General features: G+C 38.1%; 17 protein-coding genes. 12 read left to right on the forward strand and 5 right to left on the reverse strand.

Features of this window, described 5'->3' with window-relative positions:
* Positions 1-47 precede the first annotated feature (47 nt).
* Positions 48-1736 (reverse strand): gamma-glutamyltransferase, encoded by a 1689-nt coding sequence (gene ggt, locus BUB03_RS14055; RefSeq protein WP_073064214.1) that lies wholly within the window; start codon positions 1734-1736, stop codon positions 48-50.
* Positions 1737-1991: 255 nt separating this feature from the next.
* Here ggt and BUB03_RS14060 point away from each other — a divergent pair, with 255 nt between their 5' ends.
* The 3 genes from BUB03_RS14060 (at position 1992) to BUB03_RS14070 (ending at position 6754) form a co-directional block, all read left to right on the forward strand.
* Positions 1992-4847, forward strand: coding sequence for a TonB-dependent receptor plug domain-containing protein (locus tag BUB03_RS14060; protein ID WP_073064217.1), 2856 nt, complete (start codon positions 1992-1994; stop codon positions 4845-4847).
* 104 nt (positions 4848-4951) lie between these two features.
* Entirely contained in the window at positions 4952-5917 is a 966-nt protein-coding gene (locus tag BUB03_RS14065; protein ID WP_073064219.1) for an NAD-dependent epimerase/dehydratase family protein, read from the forward strand.
* Positions 5918-6001: 84 nt separating this feature from the next.
* Positions 6002-6754 (forward strand): polysaccharide deacetylase family protein, encoded by a 753-nt coding sequence (locus BUB03_RS14070; protein WP_073064222.1) that lies wholly within the window; start codon positions 6002-6004, stop codon positions 6752-6754.
* Positions 6755-6930: 176 nt separating this feature from the next.
* On the opposite strand, the gene BUB03_RS14075 is transcribed toward BUB03_RS14070, so the two are convergent.
* Together BUB03_RS14075 and BUB03_RS14080 are read right to left on the reverse strand one after the other, a co-directional pair.
* Entirely contained in the window at positions 6931-8136 is a 1206-nt protein-coding gene (locus BUB03_RS14075; protein WP_073064225.1) for a metallophosphoesterase, read from the reverse strand.
* 66 nt (positions 8137-8202) lie between these two features.
* On the reverse strand, positions 8203-9270 hold the full coding sequence (locus tag BUB03_RS14080) for a 3-oxoacyl-ACP synthase III family protein (RefSeq protein ID WP_073064227.1): 1068 nt from the start codon (positions 9268-9270) through the stop codon (positions 8203-8205).
* 101 nt (positions 9271-9371) lie between these two features.
* Between BUB03_RS14080 and BUB03_RS14085 the strand changes: the two genes are divergently transcribed.
* From BUB03_RS14085 to BUB03_RS21915, 9 genes are all read left to right on the forward strand, one after another.
* On the forward strand, positions 9372-9941 hold the full coding sequence (locus tag BUB03_RS14085) for a hypothetical protein (RefSeq protein WP_073064230.1): 570 nt from the start codon (positions 9372-9374) through the stop codon (positions 9939-9941).
* 3 nt (positions 9942-9944) lie between these two features.
* Positions 9945-10676, forward strand: coding sequence for a bifunctional demethylmenaquinone methyltransferase/2-methoxy-6-polyprenyl-1,4-benzoquinol methylase UbiE (ubiE, locus tag BUB03_RS14090; RefSeq protein WP_040996056.1), 732 nt, complete (start codon positions 9945-9947; stop codon positions 10674-10676).
* Between the two features lie 3 nt (positions 10677-10679).
* Positions 10680-11462: a type IX secretion/gliding motility protein PorT/SprT gene (gene porT / locus BUB03_RS14095; protein ID WP_048503545.1), complete on the forward strand. Its 783-nt coding sequence runs from the start codon at positions 10680-10682 to the stop codon at positions 11460-11462.
* A 144-nt stretch (positions 11463-11606) separates the two neighbouring features.
* The gene (locus BUB03_RS14100; RefSeq protein WP_040996061.1) at positions 11607-11909 is read left to right on the forward strand and encodes a hypothetical protein; all 303 of its coding nucleotides are present in this window, start codon (positions 11607-11609) and stop codon (positions 11907-11909) included.
* Positions 11909-12196 carry a cell division protein ZapA gene (locus tag BUB03_RS14105; protein WP_040996063.1) on the forward strand — a complete coding sequence of 96 codons (288 nt, stop codon included), beginning with the start codon at positions 11909-11911 and terminating at the stop codon, positions 12194-12196. Before BUB03_RS14100 ends, BUB03_RS14105 begins: the two co-directional genes overlap by 1 nt.
* 229 nt (positions 12197-12425) lie before the next feature.
* On the forward strand, positions 12426-13994 hold the full coding sequence (rny, locus tag BUB03_RS14110) for a ribonuclease Y (RefSeq protein ID WP_073064233.1): 1569 nt from the start codon (positions 12426-12428) through the stop codon (positions 13992-13994).
* Between the two features lie 197 nt (positions 13995-14191).
* Positions 14192-14758 (forward strand): DUF6624 domain-containing protein, encoded by a 567-nt coding sequence (locus BUB03_RS14115; protein ID WP_052352619.1) that lies wholly within the window; start codon positions 14192-14194, stop codon positions 14756-14758.
* A gap of 114 nt (positions 14759-14872) precedes the next feature.
* Entirely contained in the window at positions 14873-16114 is a 1242-nt protein-coding gene (locus BUB03_RS14120) for an MFS transporter (protein ID WP_073064236.1), read from the forward strand.
* A gap of 169 nt (positions 16115-16283) precedes the next feature.
* Positions 16284-16454 carry a hypothetical protein gene (locus BUB03_RS21915; protein ID WP_175547508.1) on the forward strand — a complete coding sequence of 57 codons (171 nt, stop codon included), beginning with the start codon at positions 16284-16286 and terminating at the stop codon, positions 16452-16454.
* Positions 16455-16565: 111 nt separating this feature from the next.
* Here BUB03_RS21915 and BUB03_RS14125 read toward each other — a convergent pair whose 3' ends face one another.
* Both BUB03_RS14125 and BUB03_RS14130 read right to left on the reverse strand, forming a co-directional pair.
* Positions 16566-17501 (reverse strand): YeiH family protein, encoded by a 936-nt coding sequence (locus tag BUB03_RS14125; protein ID WP_073064246.1) that lies wholly within the window; start codon positions 17499-17501, stop codon positions 16566-16568.
* A gap of 164 nt (positions 17502-17665) precedes the next feature.
* Positions 17666-18544 carry a LysR family transcriptional regulator gene (locus tag BUB03_RS14130; protein WP_073064249.1) on the reverse strand — a complete coding sequence of 293 codons (879 nt, stop codon included), beginning with the start codon at positions 18542-18544 and terminating at the stop codon, positions 17666-17668.
* Positions 18545-18698: the final 154 nt, after the last annotated feature.

Here is an 18698-nt window from a genome sequence, read left to right on the forward strand (position 1 = left end):
AGTCGAAGCATATATGCTAGAACTGATAAATCGAATCCTGATTATAATTATTCCACAGCAACCGAATCATCCCCGCGGCCATCTGCCACAGCATGGATGTTTCCATTGTCATCCATCAGGATCAGTTCAGTTTTTCCGATGTATTTTATTTTTTCGATTACATAATTTTTGCTTTTAAGGGCTTCAATCGTGCTTTCAGGAAAATTGTTTTCTACCGTAATTTTCTCAGGCAGCCACTGGTGATGAAACTTTGGGGCATTCACAGAAATGTTCGCATTCAGTTTAAAATCTACCACATTCACAATAGACTGATAAACGGAAGTAGGAATAGTGGTCCCTCCCGGTGTTCCCACTACCATGTAAGGTTTTCCGTTTTTAAGCAGGATAGTAGGAGTCATTGAAGAAAGCATTCTTTTATTAGGCTGTATGGAATTGGCCTCTCCGCCTACGGCTCCAAACATATTCGGGACACCGGGTTTGATGGAGAAGTCGTCCATTTCATTATTCAAGAAGAATCCTGCTCCGGAAACCACGACTTTACTTCCATAGTATCCGTTAAGGGTGGTCGTTACAGAAGCTGCATTTCCGTCTTTGTCAATAACGGAAATATGTGTGGTCTGTATCGATTCTTTTGGCTGTTCGATGATTTTTCCCACTTCTGAGCTTGGAGTAGCTTTACTGAAGCTGAAGCTTTTCCATCTGTTTTTTAAATAAGCATCAGAAGTCAGGTAAGCGGTTTTATCCTCAATGAAATCGGGGTCGCCCATGTATTCTGCTCTGTCTGCATAAGCCCTTCTTTCGGCTTCCGTCATGATCTGAACAGCTTCTGTTGAGTTCTGCTGATATTTTTCAAGGTTTTCGTAACCGGCCATTGTCAGCATCTGGGCAAGCAGTACACCACCACTCGAAGGAAGAGGCATTGTGACTACGCGGTTTCCTTTATAATCAAATTCTAAAGGTTTCCTTTCTGCTGTTTTGTAGTTTTTAAGATCTTCCAAAGTAATGATTCCGTTACCTTTCTTCATTTCGGAAACCATAAGCTCAGCCGTTTTTCCTTCATAGAAACCTTTTGCACCCAGCTTCTGAATTAATCTCAGCGTGGCAGCCAATTCTTTCTGAACCAGAAGATCACCGGCTTTCCATGGATTGTCTTTTACAAAAGCGATAGAAGATTTATTGTGTTTTAAAAAGTTTTCTTTGTGGGTATTCAGCATATTGGCCTCCATTTCCGTGATGGTAAACCCTTTTTCCGCCAGATCAATAGCTGGCTGGATGATTTTGTCCATCGGGAGCTTACAGTATTTTAAAGTCGCAAAAAATCCGGCTATACTTCCGGGGATTCCTACTGCGAGTCTTCCGTTTTGGGACAAGTCTGTATTGGCTTTTCCGGATTTGTCAACATACATATCTCTGGAAGCTTTTTTGGGAGCTGTTTCTCTGTAGTCCAGGGTGAATTTTTCACCATTGTTTTTCACACCGACCAGAAAGCCGCCGCCACCGATATTTCCAGCCTGAGGGTAAACTACAGCAAGGGCATATTGTGTTGCTACAATAGCATCATAAGCGTTTCCTCCCATCTTCATGATATCCGCTCCTGCCTGGCTTGCAAGAGGATGGGCAGAAACCACTACACCTTTATTCTTGACTTTTACCTCTTTTATAATGTTGAAATCGGTATACTGAGCCCAATATACATTACCTGCCAACAATATTGCTGCAATTAAAAACTTCTTCATATGATTTTGTTTGAAAACAAAAGTAGAGAATTTTTGAAGAAATTATAAGTCTTTAACAGGAGTTTATATCTGTAAAAATCATCGGAAAATAAATTATCCATTAAATTATTTATTTGTATGTAAAAAATAAATCACATTGATTAATTTGTTTGATTTATTAATATTATTTTATTTATTTTCATTAAATGAATTGTTTTATTGAATTAAATTTAGTTTTTTACTGATTTAATTGTTATTTTTGATAAAACGAACCATATGATAAAAAATTACCAGAAAATTGCTTTGCTTGGAGTATTGTTTTTTATTTCAGCAAATGCCAGTGCCCAAACCAACGATTCTATAAAGACAAATCAGGTAGATGAAGTAAAGATCTCCATCGGCTCAAGAAATAAAGCCAGGGTTGCTACCGATACTCCCGTTCCTGTAGATGTTATTAATATTGGATCTCAATCGGTTTTAAGTCCGCAGATGGATCTCAATCAGATTTTGAATTATGCGGCGCCTTCTTTTACTTCTAACTCAACAACTGTAGCCGATGGAACAGACCATGTGGACCCAGCTCAATTAAGAGGACTCGGACCTGACCAGGTATTGGTTCTTCTCAATGGAAAAAGAAGGCATACCTCTTCTCTGGTCAACATCAATGGTTCACCGGGCAGAGGATCAGTAGGCACCGATCTCAATGCGATTCCCGCATTTGCTATTGAAAGATTAGAGGTGTTGAGAGACGGAGCTTCTGCACAATATGGTTCTGATGCCATTGCAGGGGTTATCAACGTCATTATGAAGAAAAATACCAATGCTTTTACAGCAGCTGTTACAGCGGGAGCTTTTAATTCAAAAGGATCGAATGACCATCATGGAGGCTGGGACGGCGGAAAATATCAGGTAGATCTTAATTATGGTACTAAACTCGGAACAGGCGGATTTATCAATTTCACGGCAAGTTTATTAAGCCGAGATGATACCAGAAGAGCTATGGCTGCTACCGGAGATATTTTTAATGCCTATAATGCTATTGAGCAGAGAGCATTGGAAAACGGAGTAAATATTTCTTCGCTTTTTGGTAATATCAGCAATACTCCAAATACACAGCAGATCATAGATTATATCCATCAGTTTGCTCCGCAGGTCGGCTATTTTACAGCCCAGCAGCAAGCTGATATTCAGTCTGCTAACACAATTACTCAATTGCAGAACCTGTTGAAAGTTAATGTAACTGAAAATGAACTGGCTTACAGGAAATTAACAAGAGATGATTTTAATATGCGGGTAGGGCAGTCGAAACTGACATCCGGCCAGTTTTTTATGAATTCGGAATTTGATCTTTCTCCATCAGTGAAGGGATATGCCTTTGGGGGAATTTCTTACAGAGACGGTAATGCAGCAGGCTTTTTCAGAAGACCCAACCAGAACAGGACTTCCACTTCATTATACCCGAATGGCTTTTTGCCTGAAATAGCCTCTGATGTGATTGATCTTTCTTTTGCAGGTGGATTTAAAGGAAAATTGGGAAATATCAATTATGACATCAGTAATACTTTCGGTCAGAATACCTTCGATTATACCATTAAAAATACTGCCAATGCATCCATGTCTTACCCTGGTAAAACGGAATTTGATGCCGGAGGATTAAGCTTTATGCAGAATACCATCAATGCAGACTTTGATACAAAAGTTGACTGGCTGAAAGGCTTTAACATAGCTTTCGGAGCGGAAGCAAGGTTTGAACGGTATAAGATAAAAAATGGAGAAGAGGCATCATGGGCACTTTATGATATCAACGGAAGGATTCAGACACCAACAACTGATGCTTCTTTAAAACCAACCGACTTCTTTGGGGCAACCAGACCGGGTGGAGCACAGGTATTTCCAGGTTTCAGGCCTGAAAATGCTTTAAATAAAGGAAGGCAGTCTGTCGCAGCTTATGTGGATACCGAACTGGATGTTACGGATAAGTGGCTTTTGAGTGCGGCTTTGCGCTATGAAAACTATTCAGATTTTGGATCTACGTTCAATTATAAAATTGCAACAAGATATAAACTGACGGATCAGATTAATTTAAGAGCAGCTCATTCTACAGGCTTCAGAGCACCTTCTTTGCAGCAGATTTATTTCAATGCTACTGCGACTCAGTTTGTTGGCGGTACTGCGTTTGAAGTGGGTACGTTTTCAAATGATTCGGAAGCGGCCAGGCTCCTGGGTATTCCACAGTTAAAACAGGAAGAATCAACAAGTTATTCAGCCGGGTTTACTGCCAAAATTCCTCAAGCCAACCTTACCTTTACGGTTGACGGGTATTATATTAAAATTAAAAACAGAGTGGTTCTTACCGATCAGTTTTCAAGGCCATCCGGAACTTTTCCTGACGGAAGCCCGCAGAAAAATCTGCAGGTTCTATTTGATCAGGCTAATGCCAATGCAGCGACATTTTTCGCTAATGCCATTGATACCCAGACTAAAGGACTGGAAGGCGTGATTTCCCACAGAGGAAGATTTTCCGAAAAGTTTTCATTGAACTCTGACCTCGCAGTAACTGTGTCCAAAACTAACAGAGTAGGAGAGATTCATGGTTCGGATGCTTTGATTAATGCCGGGCAGATCAACAGGTATTACTCTGAATCCAGCAGGATTTACCTGCAGGAGGCTGTTCCGAGATTTAAGGCTTCTCTTAATAACTCTTTTGAGATCAGCAGGTTCAATGTGCTTCTCAGAAACGTATATTTCGGAAAAGTTACTGACCCGAATGCGATGGATGCTAACGGAGATGGTATTATAAGTGGTGAGATTATCAACGGGCAGGCTGTTGCCACAGAGCATCCTGTATGGGGAGGTAAGGTGATTACCGATCTGTCTGTAGGTTATAAATTCAGCAACCAGTTCAGGCTGACTATCGGGGCAAATAACTTGTTTGATGTTTATCCGGATAAAAATTACGGACCAGCTATTGTGAAAACACCAGCTCTGGACAGTTCCGGAAATCTGGTGTATGTTGCTAATGCTGCGCCTGTAGATCTTACCAACCAGAATCAGTTTGTGTATTCAAGAAACACATCACAGTTCGGAATGAACGGAAGATTTCTTTTTGCCAGGGTCAACCTGAGCTTTTAAAGGCTTCTTTTAAGGGATAATGAAAAAGGTATGTTTTTGCATACCTTTTTTATTTTGGATGGTATGATTTTTTTACTTTTGTACAATTCTAAAAAATATGTAAAATGGAATCCTATACGGAAAGAATACTCATTACAGGTGCTTTGGGACAGATCGGCACCGAACTGACAAACAGGCTTGTTGAAATTCACGGAGCTGACAACGTTGTAGCATCAGGACTGGACAGGTGGCAAAAAGGAATTACTGCCGCAGGACATTACGAAAGAATGGATGTTACCAATACGCAGCTGGTAAGACAGGTAATCAAGGATTACGAGATCACTACAGTGTATCACCTGGCTTCTCTTTTGTCCGGAACTTCAGAAAAGCAGCCAATTTTCGCCTGGAAACTGAATCTGGAACCTCTTCTTCATTTTTGCGAAATGGCAAAGGAAGGACTTCTTAAAAAGATCTTCTGGCCGAGTTCGATTGCTGTATTTGGGAAAGGAATTCCAAAACAGAATGTTGGGCAGGATGTTGTTTTGAATCCTACTACCGTATATGGGATCTCTAAAATGGCCGGAGAAAAATGGTGTGAATATTATTTTGATAAATATGGAGTAGATGTAAGAAGTATCAGATATCCTGGACTTATTTCATGGAAGACTCCTGCGGGTGGTGGTACTACCGATTATGCCGTAGAGATTTTTTATGAAGCGATAGAAGAGGGGAAATATACGAGCTTCATTTCTGAAGACACCGGAATGCCTATGTTGTATATGGATGATGCTATTAATGCTACTTTGAAATTAATGGAAGCTCCGAAAGAAAGTCTTACCGTTCGTTCTTCTTATAATTTGGGTGGAATGTCATTTACCCCTAAAGAACTGGCAGAAGAAATCAAGAAAGAAATACCGGATTTTTCGATCGATTACCAGCCGGATTTCAGACAGGCAATTGCAGATTCATGGCCGGCATCTATTGACGATTCCGTTGCGAAAAAAGACTGGGGACTTACTTATGATTTCGGAATTTCTGAAATGACAAAAGACATGATTAAGAATCTCAGAGTGAAATTGAACAAAAATTAATCAGTTAAAGTTAATGTTTAAATAAAAATTTATTTAACATTTGATTTTTAATTATTTATGAATATTATCTAAAATTTAATTTAAATGATTTTATTGACTTTTAACATCTTAAATATTGAAGCTGAGGCAAAAAAGAGTTCGGAAATTTCGGATGTGGGAAGACTGAAAATTGCAGAAGACAATACAAAAGCTATTCTGCGGATTTTAGATATTCATGATATTAAAGCCAGTTTTTTTGTGGAGATTTCCATCGCAGAAAAGCTGCAGAATTTAATAAAAGCAATTTCATCCAAAGGGCATGAAATTGCTTTTTATAATAAGAGTTCCAATCTGCAGGAAATTGAAAATGTCAAGAAAAATATCCAGGATCTTTTAGAAAAACAGATCAGGGGAATCAGGCAGAAAGATGTTAAACTGCCTCAGGAAAATCTGAAATCTTTGGAGTTCAATTATGTTTCCAATATCGATAATGCAGATATTCTTTTCCCGTTCAAAAGGCTGAAAAGAGATACGGAAATTATTGAAGAGGACGGACTGAGTATTGTGCCTGAAAGCATCTCCCCATACAGCCAGCTGCCGTATAATGATTTTGTATTTCAGATCCTGCCGATGAAGTATTACCAGAATATGGTTTTCGAAACTCTGAAGAAGGATGATTTTGTCCTGATCTATCTTAATTCCTGGCAGTTCACCGACTTTAAAAAGTATAAATTTGACATTCCGTTTTACAGAAGCCTGTTTTCGGGTAAAAAAATGGAGGATAAGCTGGAAGCACTTCTTACTTGGATCGATGAGAACGATATGGCTACTTCGCGTATGAAGGATTATATTTTTTAATTTCTTTTTCGCGGAATTTTATGCTCTCGCAGATTTAGCAGATTAAGCAGATGTTTGCGTACAATTATGTTTTATATAATTAAGATATAAGAATATTGGCTGAGCTTGTCATCCGTAATTATACATCATAATATCCATAATCATCTGCTTAATCTGCTAAATCTGCGAGAGACTAATTAAGACAGCTCAAAAAGTGTTATTTCCGGCAAAACTCCAACTCTCCCCGGATAACCCAGAACTCCAAATCCTCTGTTTACATACAGCATTTTCCCTTCACTTTCATACAGATCGGCCCATTTTGGATAACGGTACTGTACCGGAGACCATTTGATGTTTTTCAGATCTAAGCCGAACTGCATACCATGAGTATGTCCTGAAAGGGTTAAATAAATGTTTCCTGGGTGTTTTTTGACCACATAATCAAAATGCGTAGGGTCATGGCTCATCAGAATTTTCGGAGCGGATTCCGGCACTCCTTTTAAAGCATCATCAATTTTACCGAATTGAGGGAAAGGTTTTAGTCCCCAGTTTTCAACCCCGAGAATGTAAAGTTTTTCTCCGTTACGGTCTATTACCCTGTTCTCGTTTCTCAGCATGTCAAAACCGGCCTGTCTTTCGTATTCGATAAGCGCATCAAGATTCTTCTTCTTGGCATCGGCAGAAGTCCATGTTACGTAATCTCCGTAATCGTGGTTTCCAAGGACTGCAAACTTTCCGTCTTTTGCTTTGATTTTTGAAAATAAAGGAATAAAAGGTTTGAATTCTTCCGAAACATTATTCACCATATCCCCGGTAAAAAGGACAAGATCCGGATCCTGCTCATTAATCAGATCAATTGCATGCTGCAGTTTGGACGGATCGGAAAAACTACCGCTGTGCACATCAGAAATCTGGATCACTTTATAACCCTCGAAGCTTTTTGAGAGTCCCGGGATTTTTATCTTTATTTTTCTTACCGTATGCCTGTACTTCCCGAACGTAATTCCGTCGATGAAAAGGGCCGAAAGGACACCGCCAAGACCTAAACCTACAAGACTCAGGAACTTTCTTCTTTCTGGGAAGAAGTTCTCCTTGGATTGGGTTAATCCTATCAGGTATCCGCCGGTTCTGAAGATGTCATCAATCAGCAAAAACAGGACTACAAAAATTTTAGGCAGAATAAAGATCAGAAATAATGAAATCAAGATCTGGAATCTGACTGTACTTCTGTCTGATTTCTGGAATTGGGTAATTTCATAGGCAAAGATGCCATAAACAGCCAGTGAGACGATCCAGTATCCCAGTCTGATCCAGAAATTATCAGTTAATGTTCTTATAGCCTGATAGATATAGACCTCAAGGAACAGGAAGACGGAGGCAATGATTAAAAAATTTCTTTGCATGATAATTTAAAAAAGCACAAAGAATAGTTTCCCTGTGCTTTATATTTTTTTATTAATTAAATATGTTTAAGGAAATCTGTAAACGATAGCATTGATGTTCATTCCGGCACCTACCGAAGTCATCACAATGTTACCTTTATCTTTAAACGTTTGACCTTCCATTTTTCCTTTAATTATTAAATCATACATGGTAGGAATGGTTGCTACAGAAGTATTTCCAAAGTCCTGGATGGTCATAGGGGAGATGGCATGGTCGTATTCTTTCACATCATACAGCTTGTGAAGTCTTTCAATCATGGCATAATCCATTTTTGCATTGGCCTGGTGAATCAGGATCTTGTCGATATCTTCAAGGGAAAGCCCGGCCTCATCAATAGTTTCTTTGATGGCTACAGGGACATTTTTCAGGGCGTATTCATAAATTTTTCTTCCCTGCATTCTGACGAATAAACGTGTCTGGTCTGCATCTTTGTTGATGGAAGGGCCGTTAGCCAGGTAATTTAATTCCGGGCCGTTGTCACAGATTGTATTGTGGGCAATAATTCCTACATTTTCATCATCCGTAGCTTTTACCACTACAGCGCCTGCACCGTCTGCAAAGATCATTCTGTTTCTGTCATGCGGGTCTGTAACGCGGCTCAGGGTTTCTCCTCCAATGACAAGTATGGTTTTTGCGACTTTGGCTTTGATTAGATTATCGGCCAGAATCATCGCTTCCACCCATCCCGGGCATCCGAAAAGCATATCGTAGGTAACGCACTTTCTGTTTTTAATACCCAGTTTGTTTTTTACTCTTGCCGCCATAGTAGGCATGAAATCAGCATATCCGTTTTGGGTAACTTCACCGAAGTTGCTGGCGTAAATAATATAATCCAGCTCTTCTCCATCTACTTGAGCGTCCTCAAGGGCTGCTTTTGCAGCTTCAAAGCCAATCTTCGAGTTGGAAAGATCGTCTTCAATAAATCTTCTGTTTTCTATTTCTGTGATTTCTACAAACTTCGCGATAGTTTCTTCAGCAGGTTTCTCAATCTTTACTCCATCTTCAGTGTAGAACTCAGAATCCATGAAATAATCTCTACCAATAACTCTGTTAGGAATATAGGACCCGGAACCAATAATGATCGTATTCGGCATTCGTTTATATGATTTTTTAAAGATGCAAAGTTAATAATTAATATTAATAACGGAGAATTAAAAATATTATTAAATTTGCAAAAATTGTACTTTACAATCGTATGAAAAACAACTCGTCCTTAAAAGGCTTACTTATTGCAGCTGTGGTGTTTATCCTCGCCTTTGGGATCTACTTCTTTTTTTTAGCAAAGAAAAATTATTTTGTCGTAGACAACCCTACTTCCAATACTTATTATTTTAAGATCAATAACGGTTCCGAAGGAATTATTTCTGCGGGACAGTATGTACATATAGACCTGAATAAGGGAAAAAATTCTATTAAGGTTTTTGACCAGAATAGGAAAATGCTCTATGATTCTGCCTTTGAAGTGAATAAAATTCGTGGGCTGATTAACATCGCACATCAGGATTATTATATTAATGATCAGTATTATGGATACAATCTTAAAAAAGATTCACTACTTTTGGCCCTTGACAAGATCACAATAGACGGAAAAGAATATCTCGGAGGGGCAAGGCATTTCAATAAGCTTTACACCGAAGATTTTTATTATAATGTAGATGAAGATTACGATAAAGTGATCAAGAACATCCAGAAAGTGGAATCAAGATCAAAGATCTTCAGAAAGCAGGATTTCCTAAATTATTACAAAGAATATTACAAGTTTTAAGTTTTGACAAAAGATATTACCAAAGTTACTCCCTACAATTCCGAGGCTACCAAAAAAAGCCAGGTAGAGGATATGTTCGACAATATTGCACCGAAGTATGACCTTCTGAATCATGTTTTATCTATGAAAATTGATGTTTTATGGAGAAATACACTGGTGAAAATGATGAAAAAAGACAACCCGCAGGAAGTGCTGGATGTGGCTACAGGAACGGGAGATTTAGCAATCACGATAGAAAAAGGAACCGGTGCAAAAGTAATTGGTTTAGATTTATCACAACAAATGCTGAATGTTGGCGTTATTAAAATAAAAAAACTTAAATTAGACGGCAAAATTTCCATGCAAAAAGGGGATGCAGAAAATTTACCTTTCGAGGACAATAGATTCGATGCGGTTTCCGTTGCATTTGGAGTAAGGAATTTTGAAAACCTTACCAAAGGTTTGGCAGAATTAAGAAGAGTTGTTAAAGATAACAAGAGTGTTTATATACTGGAGTTTTCAAAGGTTGAGGGGTTCTTAGGTCCATTTTATATGTTTTACTTCAAAAACATATTACCTGCCATCGGCAGACTGGTTTCCAAAGATAATAGGGCATATACATACCTTCCGGATTCTGTAAATGCTTTTCCTTTCGGGGAGAAGATGAAGCAAATTCTTTTAGATACAGGATTTAAGAACGTAGAATATAAAAAGCTAAGTTTAGGTATAGCCACAATTTATAAAGCAACAAAGTAACCTATGAATAAATTTCTATTAAGAGCACTGGTTTTAGCCTCAGTCAATATTGCAGTTTTTGCAGATGCACAATTCAGAACCCGAAACAGAATGGATAAGTTGGAAGACTTTGACGAGCAGAAATTCAGTTGGGGTTTTTATTTGAACGGCAACAGGCTGGACTACCGTATCGTCCTTCATCCGAGATACGGTTCAGAAGGCAATCAGAATCTTGTTAAATCCAAAGAAAGCTACAGCTTCGGGGCCGGATTGATCGCCAAATGGAGACTGAATGACTATCTGGATTTAAGATTGGAACCAGGCTTGCAATTTGCTCAGAGACAGTTGATTTTCAATACCCAGTCCAATGACCAGTATGCTGCCGGAACATTGACGAATCCTCCTTTTACTCCAATCCCGTTAACAGATAAAGATAAAACAAGAGATATCAAATCTACACTCGTGGATGTTCCTGTATTGTTGGAACTTCATGGTAACAGATGGTACAACTCCAGACCATACATTGCAGCAGGGGTGAACTATGTGGTAAACCTTCAGTCCAATTCAGATTCTGAAGATGACAACATGCAGCAGGTTTTCAGATCTACCACGCATAATTTTGCATGGTCGGCCGAAATGGGAATCCAGTTTTATTTCAATAAATTTAAACTTACTCCGGCTATCAGAGGAACGTTCTTCATGAACAACGAGAAAGTAGCGGATAATGCAACTACACCTCCGTACTGGGCAACAGCGATGTCTACCCTTCAGACAAGAGCGGTAATGTTTGTCCTTAAATTTGAATAAGTAAAATAATACAGCAAAAAATACGGAAGGAGGTGCTTATGCATCTCCTTTTTTTCGTACCTGATCAAAATATAGGGACTTTTATTTTTGTTACTGTTATTATTTTTTTACTTTTGCTATTAGTTAGAATATAGAAAACCTGAAATGCTTCAAGATTTAGAAAATAATTTTTCAGAATTAGAGAAAAAGATTTTGCTTTTACAAAAGAACTATAAAAATCTTACTGAGACATTATCTGAATTAACGGTTGAGCATGAAGATCTGAAGAAGAAATATGATGAGGAAAGAAGAAAAAATCAGGTATTAGCAGAAGAACAAAAAAATATAAAACTTTATTCAGCAATATCAGGGAATCCTGAACACAACAGATTAATGAAAAACCATATCAACAGATTGGTGAAAGAAATTGATTTCTGTATTGCACAGCTTCAAAACAGTGGATTATAATGGATGTAAGAAGAATAACCATCAACATTGCAGGAAGGGTATATCCGCTGAACGTACCGGCCGCAGAGGAAGAGACTCTGCGTAAAGTAGGAAAGCAGATTGAAAATATGATTAAAGATTTTGAACAGAACTTCGATGTAAGAGACAAACAGGATGCTTTGGCTATGTGTGCCCTTAAACTGGGAACTAATGCTGAAGTGGTTTCTCTTAACTACGAAAAAAATATAAATTCTACCAACGAAAGATTAGTGAAAATTAATCAGTTGTTGAATGAAACTGGGAAATAGATTTTTTTCCCATAAGACTGCCTACAATAATTCTAACACATTTAAGGTAAACTCAACGCTAAACAATTACCGAACGAATGTCCGCTGAATGGCGTGCCGGGTCTCCCGGATTACAGACAGTGGAACTTAGTTCAAATCGTGTTGATTAGGAGTTTACTCTCAATCCCTGAATTGTTGTAGGTTTTTTTTATTTAGATAAGTGTAAGACAATTAAAACTCAATATATATTATGACAACAGCCATTATAGTCGGCATTATTTGCTTAGTTGTAGGTGCAGTGATAGGGATTCTTTTCTCTAAGAGCTCACTCAATACCAAAGCAAAATTTATTGTAGATGATGCAAAGAAAAATGCCGAAAACCTTATAGAAAAAGCAAATGTTCAAGCTGAATCCATAAAGAAAGAAAAGAATCTGCAGGCCAAAGAAAAATTTTTGGAACTGAAATCTCAGCATGATGCGGACATCCAGTCCCGTGAGAAAAAAATGCAGGAGATCGAAAAAAGAATCAAAGACAAGGAACACAAGCTTAATGACGAGCTTAGCAAGACCGGAAAACTTGAAAAAGACCTTGACAAGCAGATTGCAGATTACGCTAAGAAAAACGAAATCTTAGAAAGAAAGCAGCAGGAGCTGGATGTAGCTACCGCCAAAAAAGTAGAAATCCTGGAGAAAATTGCTAACTATACGGCAGAAGAAGCAAAAGCAGAATTGGTGGAAACCATGAAGGCAGAAGCAAAAACAAGAGCCCAGGCACACGTTCAGGGGATCATGGAAGAAGCGCAGCTTAATGCTAAAAACGAAGCAAGAAAAATCGTTATCCAGACCATCCAGAGAATCGGAACAGAACAGGCTATCGAAAACTCAGTATCTGTTTTCAATATTGAATCTGATGAGGTAAAAGGAAGAATCATTGGTAGAGAAGGTAGAAATATCCGTGCTTTAGAAGCGGTGACCGGAGTAGAAATCATTGTTGATGATACCCCTGAAGCGATCCTTCTTTCATGTTTTGACCCGGTGAGAAGAGAAATTGCAAGATTATCCCTTCACAGACTGGTAACCGATGGAAGAATCCACCCGGCAAGAATTGAAGAAGTAGTAGAAAAGACAAGAAAACAGATCGAAGAAGAGATCATTGAAGTAGGAAAAAGAACTATCATTGATCTTGGAATCCACGGACTGCACCCTGAACTGATCAAAATTGTAGGTAGAATGAAGTACCGTTCTTCTTACGGACAGAACCTTTTACAGCATTCAAGAGAAGTTGCGAATATTGCCGCGACAATGGCCGCTGAATTAGGACTTAATGTAAAGCTAGCTAAAAGAGCAGGACTTTTACATGATATCGGTAAAGTTCCTGAGCAGGAATCAGAACTTCCTCACGCTTTATTAGGAATGCAGTGGGCTGAAAAATATGGTGAAAATGCAGAAGTGGTTAATGCCATCGGAGCTCACCACGACGAAATTGAAATGAAGTCATTATTATCACCGATCATCCAGGTAGCCGATGCGATCTCAGGAGCAAGACCGGGAGCAAGAAGACAGGTACTTGAATCATACATCCAGAGACTGAAAGACCTTGAATCTGCAGCATTAAGCTTCGACGGAGTATCAAGCGCATATGCAATCCAGGCCGGTAGAGAGCTGAGGGTAATGGTAGAAAGCGGGAAAGTAAATGATGAGGTAGCCAATCAGCTGTCTTATGACATCTCTGAAAAGATCCAGAATGAACTGACTTATCCGGGGCAGGTAAAAGTAACGGTAATCAGAGAAACAAGAGCCGTGAATATTGCAAGATAATAACACGATCAAGATATTTAATAAAAACCTTTCAAGAAATTGAAAGGTTTTTTATTTTATGAATCTTTGATAGTAACTTTTTTGACAACTTATATTAATTAAATATTTGTTATTCAATTGTTTATCTTGATGAAGTTCTGGCCCAACCATTGAAGATAAATGTTTTTTTCCTAGTTTTGTTATAATCATGTTTAGTAATGAAAACAAAACTAAAATACATTTTGCTGATTCTTGTTTTTTTTGAATGTAAGAAAGCAGAAAAAAAAGATTCATATTCTGAAGTAAGAAAAACTTTGGAAAAGGTTTTAGAAAATGATCAGAAGTATAGGCAGAAAGCTATTATTGATTGGCAAAAACAGGGATCATTGGATAAAGAAAACTTAGAAATAGTAACTAAAATTATTGACAGTTTAGGATGGTTAGGAGAAAATAAGATTGGGCACGATGCTAATTTAGCTTTGTTCTTAGTAATTCAACATGCTTATAGACTGGAAACAATGGAAAAATATCTACCTATATTAAAAGAAGCTGCTAAAAAAGGGAACGCTGAAAAAGGACAAGCAGCATACCTCATTGATAGAGTTGAATTATTAAATAATAGAAAACAAATCTACGGAACACAATATTCAATAAGAGAAAACGGAACAGCCTTTATAGAAAACCTTATTGATTCTGCAAATGTAAATTCTAGAAGAAAATCCATGGATTTGTATCCATTAGAAGATTATTTAAGAAAAATTGATTCTTCAAATAATGCAAAGTAATATTGATAATGTTTTGACAGATTGATTTGATGGTAATACATGGAAACAAATAAGATATTTAATAAAAACCTTTCAAGAAATTGAAAGGTTTTTTATTTTTATCAAAACTTAAAAATGCAAGAACTATCCTTGTCTTCAAAACTGAAGTACATCTTTTCAATCCCCGTTATTATTTCAGCCCTGGGCTATTTCGTAGACATTTATGACCTCCTTTTATTCGGGATCGTAAGAATTCCGAGCCTGAAGGCTTTAGGCCTGAATCCTGATACCGATGGAACCTTTATTCTTAACTGCCAGATGGTAGGCCTTCTTATCGGCGGTGTTTTCTGGGGAATTTTTGGAGATAAAAAAGGAAGATTATCTGTACTCTTCGGTTCCATCTTAGTATATTCCTTAGCCAATATTGCCTGTGGATTTTTGCCTTATTTTCCAAAAGAGCATCTGGTGTACCAATACGCGGGATTAAGGTTTATCGCAGGGATAGGGCTGGCCGGAGAGCTTGGAGCCGGAATTACCCTCGTTTCCGAAAGCCTGCCGAAGAATCTCAGAGCCATCGGGACATCTGTTGTGGCAGGTTTCGGACTGATGGGAGCTGTTGTGGCACAACTTACCGTAGAACTGGCCGGTGGGTGGAATATCTCCTACATCATCGGCGGAGTTATGGGAATCATGCTGCTGATTCTCAGGGTAAGTGTTTCAGAATCCGGAATTTATAAAAATCTGGAGCATAAAAGTGTCTCCAAAGGGAATTTTCTTTCCTTCTTTACCAATAAAGAACGCCTCGTGAGATATCTTAAATGTATAGCAGTAGGATTGCCTACATGGTATTGTATAGGCATTCTGGCTGTTTTAGCCAACCAATTTGCCCCTGAATTGGGAATCAGGGATCTCAACCCCGGGAAAGCCATTATGTGGGCTTATGTAGGCATTTCTGTCGGTGATTTGATGAGCGGTTTTATTTCCCATGCTCTTAAATCCCGTAAAATGGCCATTTTTTACATGCTGCTCTTTACCATAATAGGAGTGGCAATCATGCTGTTCGGAAATACCGATTCAGAAACAAAATATTATATTTTCTGCGTATGGCTGGGGCTGGGGACCGGTTATTGGGCCATGTTCGTAACCCTGGCGGCAGAGCAATTCGGAACCAATATCAGGAATACGGCCACTACTACAGTACCCAATATGGTAAGAGGGCTTGTTCCCGTTATGATTCTGGCATTTGATCTGTTAAAAAATAATTTCACGGTCATTATAAGTGCGGCAATTGTGGGAATTATCGTTTTTGGGCTGGCCTTTTATTCTTCCCTTACCATCTCGGAGACCCACGATAAAGATCTGGAATTTACAGAATAATTAAAACTGTTTAAGAAATATTATGATTGTGTTTTACGTTTATAATATAATAAAAGTAGTTAAATCAAGGTGTTATTAAAATTTTAATTAATTATGTTGCGAATAATTAATATTTGTTTAACTTTGAAAAGTAACTAAACTATATTGTTTAATCTCTAAATCAAATCACATGAAAAATGCTAAAAAGCTAAAAAAAGAAGATCTTAAAAACATTACAGGAGGCGTAAGCGGACCTGTTGACTTATCTAAATGCGGATGCAGCTGCTCAGGTTCCGTTACAGGACCATATTACTGTGTACAGTATATAGCATGCCCGCAGGTTTATAACTGTCTTGATTAAGCCGGTTTTAAGATTTATTTCAGTAAGAAATAAACATTTCCACATTTAATACGCAAAAGCCTTTTGGATCTTCCAAAAGGTTTTTGTCTTTGAATAAGCTTAAAAATAATCTTAACTGATAATATAAAAAAGGCTTCCTGCACTTATTGTAATCCATAAAATAACAGCTACAGCCAGCGGTTTGATCCCTATTGTTTTTAAAGTTTGAACAGAAAGAGTAGTCCCAATAAAGAATAATGTAAGATTTAATCCGGATTTGGCCAGCGTCGTTACAGAACTGCTGAAGCTATCAAAAACAGGAAAATAGGTATTCATTAAAATAGCCAGGACAAACCAGCCGATAAACCATGGAATTTTAATCTTAGATTCTTTATTTTTAAAAATAAACATAGTGATCACAGAAACCGGGATGATCCATAAAGCGCGGGCTAATTTTACGGTTGTAGCGATCTTTAAAGCCTCATTTCCGTACTTTCCGGCAGCCCCAACCACAGAACTGGTATCGTGGATTCCAACTGCGCACCACAGCCCGAACTGTTCCTGTGAAAGCTGCAACAGATGTCCAATAGCCGGATAAACAAACAGGGCTATAGAATTCAGGGTAAAAATAATGGCTAATCCTAAAGAAATTTCCTTTGTACCGGGCTTTATGATAGGAGAGACGGCAGCAATGGCACTTCCGCCGCAAATCGCGGTTCCGGCCGAAATCAGATAAGCGAGTTTTTTCTCAAGTTTGAATACTTTTCCTAAAACATATCCGAGAATCATCACCGTTACAATACTTGCAACCGTTAAAAAGAACCCGGTTTTCCCTGCCTGCAATGCTTCATCTAGCTTAAGTCCGAAACCCAATCCTACAATGGAAATCTGAAGCAGCAGATGAATATATTTGTGAAGATGTTGCTCAAACGGATTTCCTACGAGCACAGCAAGGCCAAAGCCCAGAAGCAGTGCTATTGGAGAAGATATGAATGGAGTAAGGCATACCACAGCTAGTATAACAAAAATAATTTTTCGGATCGTTTCATTTTGGATGAAGTCTTTCATAAATAAGTTTTAAATCAGACTCCAAAATTCCGGAAATTAGTATTACAAAGTAAATTGTATTTTATTATGGTGGATAACTTTTGGTTATATTTCTCGCGTTACATGGGGGAGGTGATAAAATGAAGAATTTTACCATTTGTAAATTTCAGACTACTATCTGCGACCTAACTTCTCACAAACCTCAGGAAAAGCTTAATCATTTCAGACTGATCTCCTTTGGGAAGAATAAAGTGGAAATTTCTTTCAATGCTGAAGTTTTTAATATCCACGATGGTTAGGGTATTGTTTTTCAGTTCATTCAGAATGGTGCTGATCGACAGGAATGCCATGCAATCCGAATGTAAAAGATAGTTTTTAATGCTTTCGCTGCTTCCCAGCTGCATTATGGTATTCAAATCTTCAATATTAATTCCTTTTTCCTTCAGACGGTTCTGGATAAATTCCTGCGTACCGGAACCCTGTTCGCGGAAGATCAGATTTAAATGATAAAGATCTTTCAGAGCTAAAGTTTTATTCGCTAGCGCATGATCTGCTTTTGCCGTGAGAACGATTTCATCAGGTCTGAAAATCTTATAATCGAAAAAAGAAGACTGGGATTCGCCTTCAATAATTCCGAGGTCAATTTTTCCCTCTTTCAGAAGTTCGGAAACAATTTCAGTATTATGCGTTATCAGTTCAATTTTAATATCCTTGTAATAAGAGTTGAATTTGGCCAGAATTTCGGGTAAAATATACTGGGCAACACTGGTGCTGGCTCCAATTATCAGTTTTCCTTTATGCTGCTCATTCACTTGGCTGATCTCAAATTCAAGGTCACGGTAGATGTTGCGGATCTTTTCTGCATACTCGTACAAAATTTTTCCGCTTTGCGTAAGCTGTACAGAAGTTCCTTTCCTGTCAAACAGTTTGGTACCCAGTTGGTTTTCAATTTCTTTAATATGCTTGGTGACTGCCGGCTGGGAAATGTGAAGTTCTTCAGAGGCTTTTGTAAAACTCAGTCTGGTGGCGGCTGTATGAAAAACTTTTAATCTGTAGTCAAACATTGTGGTAGCTTATGGTTTACGAGTTTCGAGTTCTGGGTTTCGGGTTAAAAAGGTACAACTATTAGGATTAAGTAGAAATATATGTGATAAATTTTAATTGGTATTTTATTTAAACTCTAAAACTTTCTAATCTCAAACTGAATCACATCATCCA

Origin of the sequence: Chryseobacterium oranimense (assembly GCF_900129755.1) — a bacterium.
Classification (GTDB): Bacteria; Bacteroidota; Bacteroidia; order Flavobacteriales; family Weeksellaceae; genus Chryseobacterium; species Chryseobacterium oranimense.

What these genes read in the sequence shown, in the direction of transcription:
- BUB03_RS21915 (WP_175547508.1), top strand. Translation starts at nt 16,284, where the DNA reads ATGAAAAATGCTAAAAAGCTAAAAAAAGAAGATCTTAAAAACATTACA.
- BUB03_RS14100 (WP_040996061.1), top strand. Translation starts at nt 11,607, where the DNA reads ATGCTTCAAGATTTAGAAAATAATTTTTCAGAATTAGAGAAAAAGATT.
- BUB03_RS14115 (WP_052352619.1), top strand. Translation starts at nt 14,192, where the DNA reads ATGAAAACAAAACTAAAATACATTTTGCTGATTCTTGTTTTTTTTGAA.
- BUB03_RS14070 (WP_073064222.1), top strand. Translation starts at nt 6,002, where the DNA reads ATGATTTTATTGACTTTTAACATCTTAAATATTGAAGCTGAGGCAAAA.
- BUB03_RS14060 (WP_073064217.1), top strand. Translation starts at nt 1,992, where the DNA reads ATGATAAAAAATTACCAGAAAATTGCTTTGCTTGGAGTATTGTTTTTT.
- BUB03_RS14125 (WP_073064246.1), bottom strand. Translation starts at nt 17,501, where the DNA reads ATGAAAGACTTCATCCAAAATGAAACGATCCGAAAAATTATTTTTGTT.
- BUB03_RS14085 (WP_073064230.1), top strand. Translation starts at nt 9,372, where the DNA reads ATGAAAAACAACTCGTCCTTAAAAGGCTTACTTATTGCAGCTGTGGTG.
- BUB03_RS14080 (WP_073064227.1), bottom strand. Translation starts at nt 9,270, where the DNA reads ATGCCGAATACGATCATTATTGGTTCCGGGTCCTATATTCCTAACAGA.
- BUB03_RS14075 (WP_073064225.1), bottom strand. Translation starts at nt 8,136, where the DNA reads ATGCAAAGAAATTTTTTAATCATTGCCTCCGTCTTCCTGTTCCTTGAG.
- BUB03_RS14130 (WP_073064249.1), bottom strand. Translation starts at nt 18,544, where the DNA reads ATGTTTGACTACAGATTAAAAGTTTTTCATACAGCCGCCACCAGACTG.
- BUB03_RS14120 (WP_073064236.1), top strand. Translation starts at nt 14,873, where the DNA reads ATGCAAGAACTATCCTTGTCTTCAAAACTGAAGTACATCTTTTCAATC.
- porT (WP_048503545.1), top strand. Translation starts at nt 10,680, where the DNA reads ATGAATAAATTTCTATTAAGAGCACTGGTTTTAGCCTCAGTCAATATT.
- rny (WP_073064233.1), top strand. Translation starts at nt 12,426, where the DNA reads ATGACAACAGCCATTATAGTCGGCATTATTTGCTTAGTTGTAGGTGCA.
- BUB03_RS14105 (WP_040996063.1), top strand. Translation starts at nt 11,909, where the DNA reads ATGGATGTAAGAAGAATAACCATCAACATTGCAGGAAGGGTATATCCG.
- ggt (WP_073064214.1), bottom strand. Translation starts at nt 1,736, where the DNA reads ATGAAGAAGTTTTTAATTGCAGCAATATTGTTGGCAGGTAATGTATAT.
- BUB03_RS14065 (WP_073064219.1), top strand. Translation starts at nt 4,952, where the DNA reads ATGGAATCCTATACGGAAAGAATACTCATTACAGGTGCTTTGGGACAG.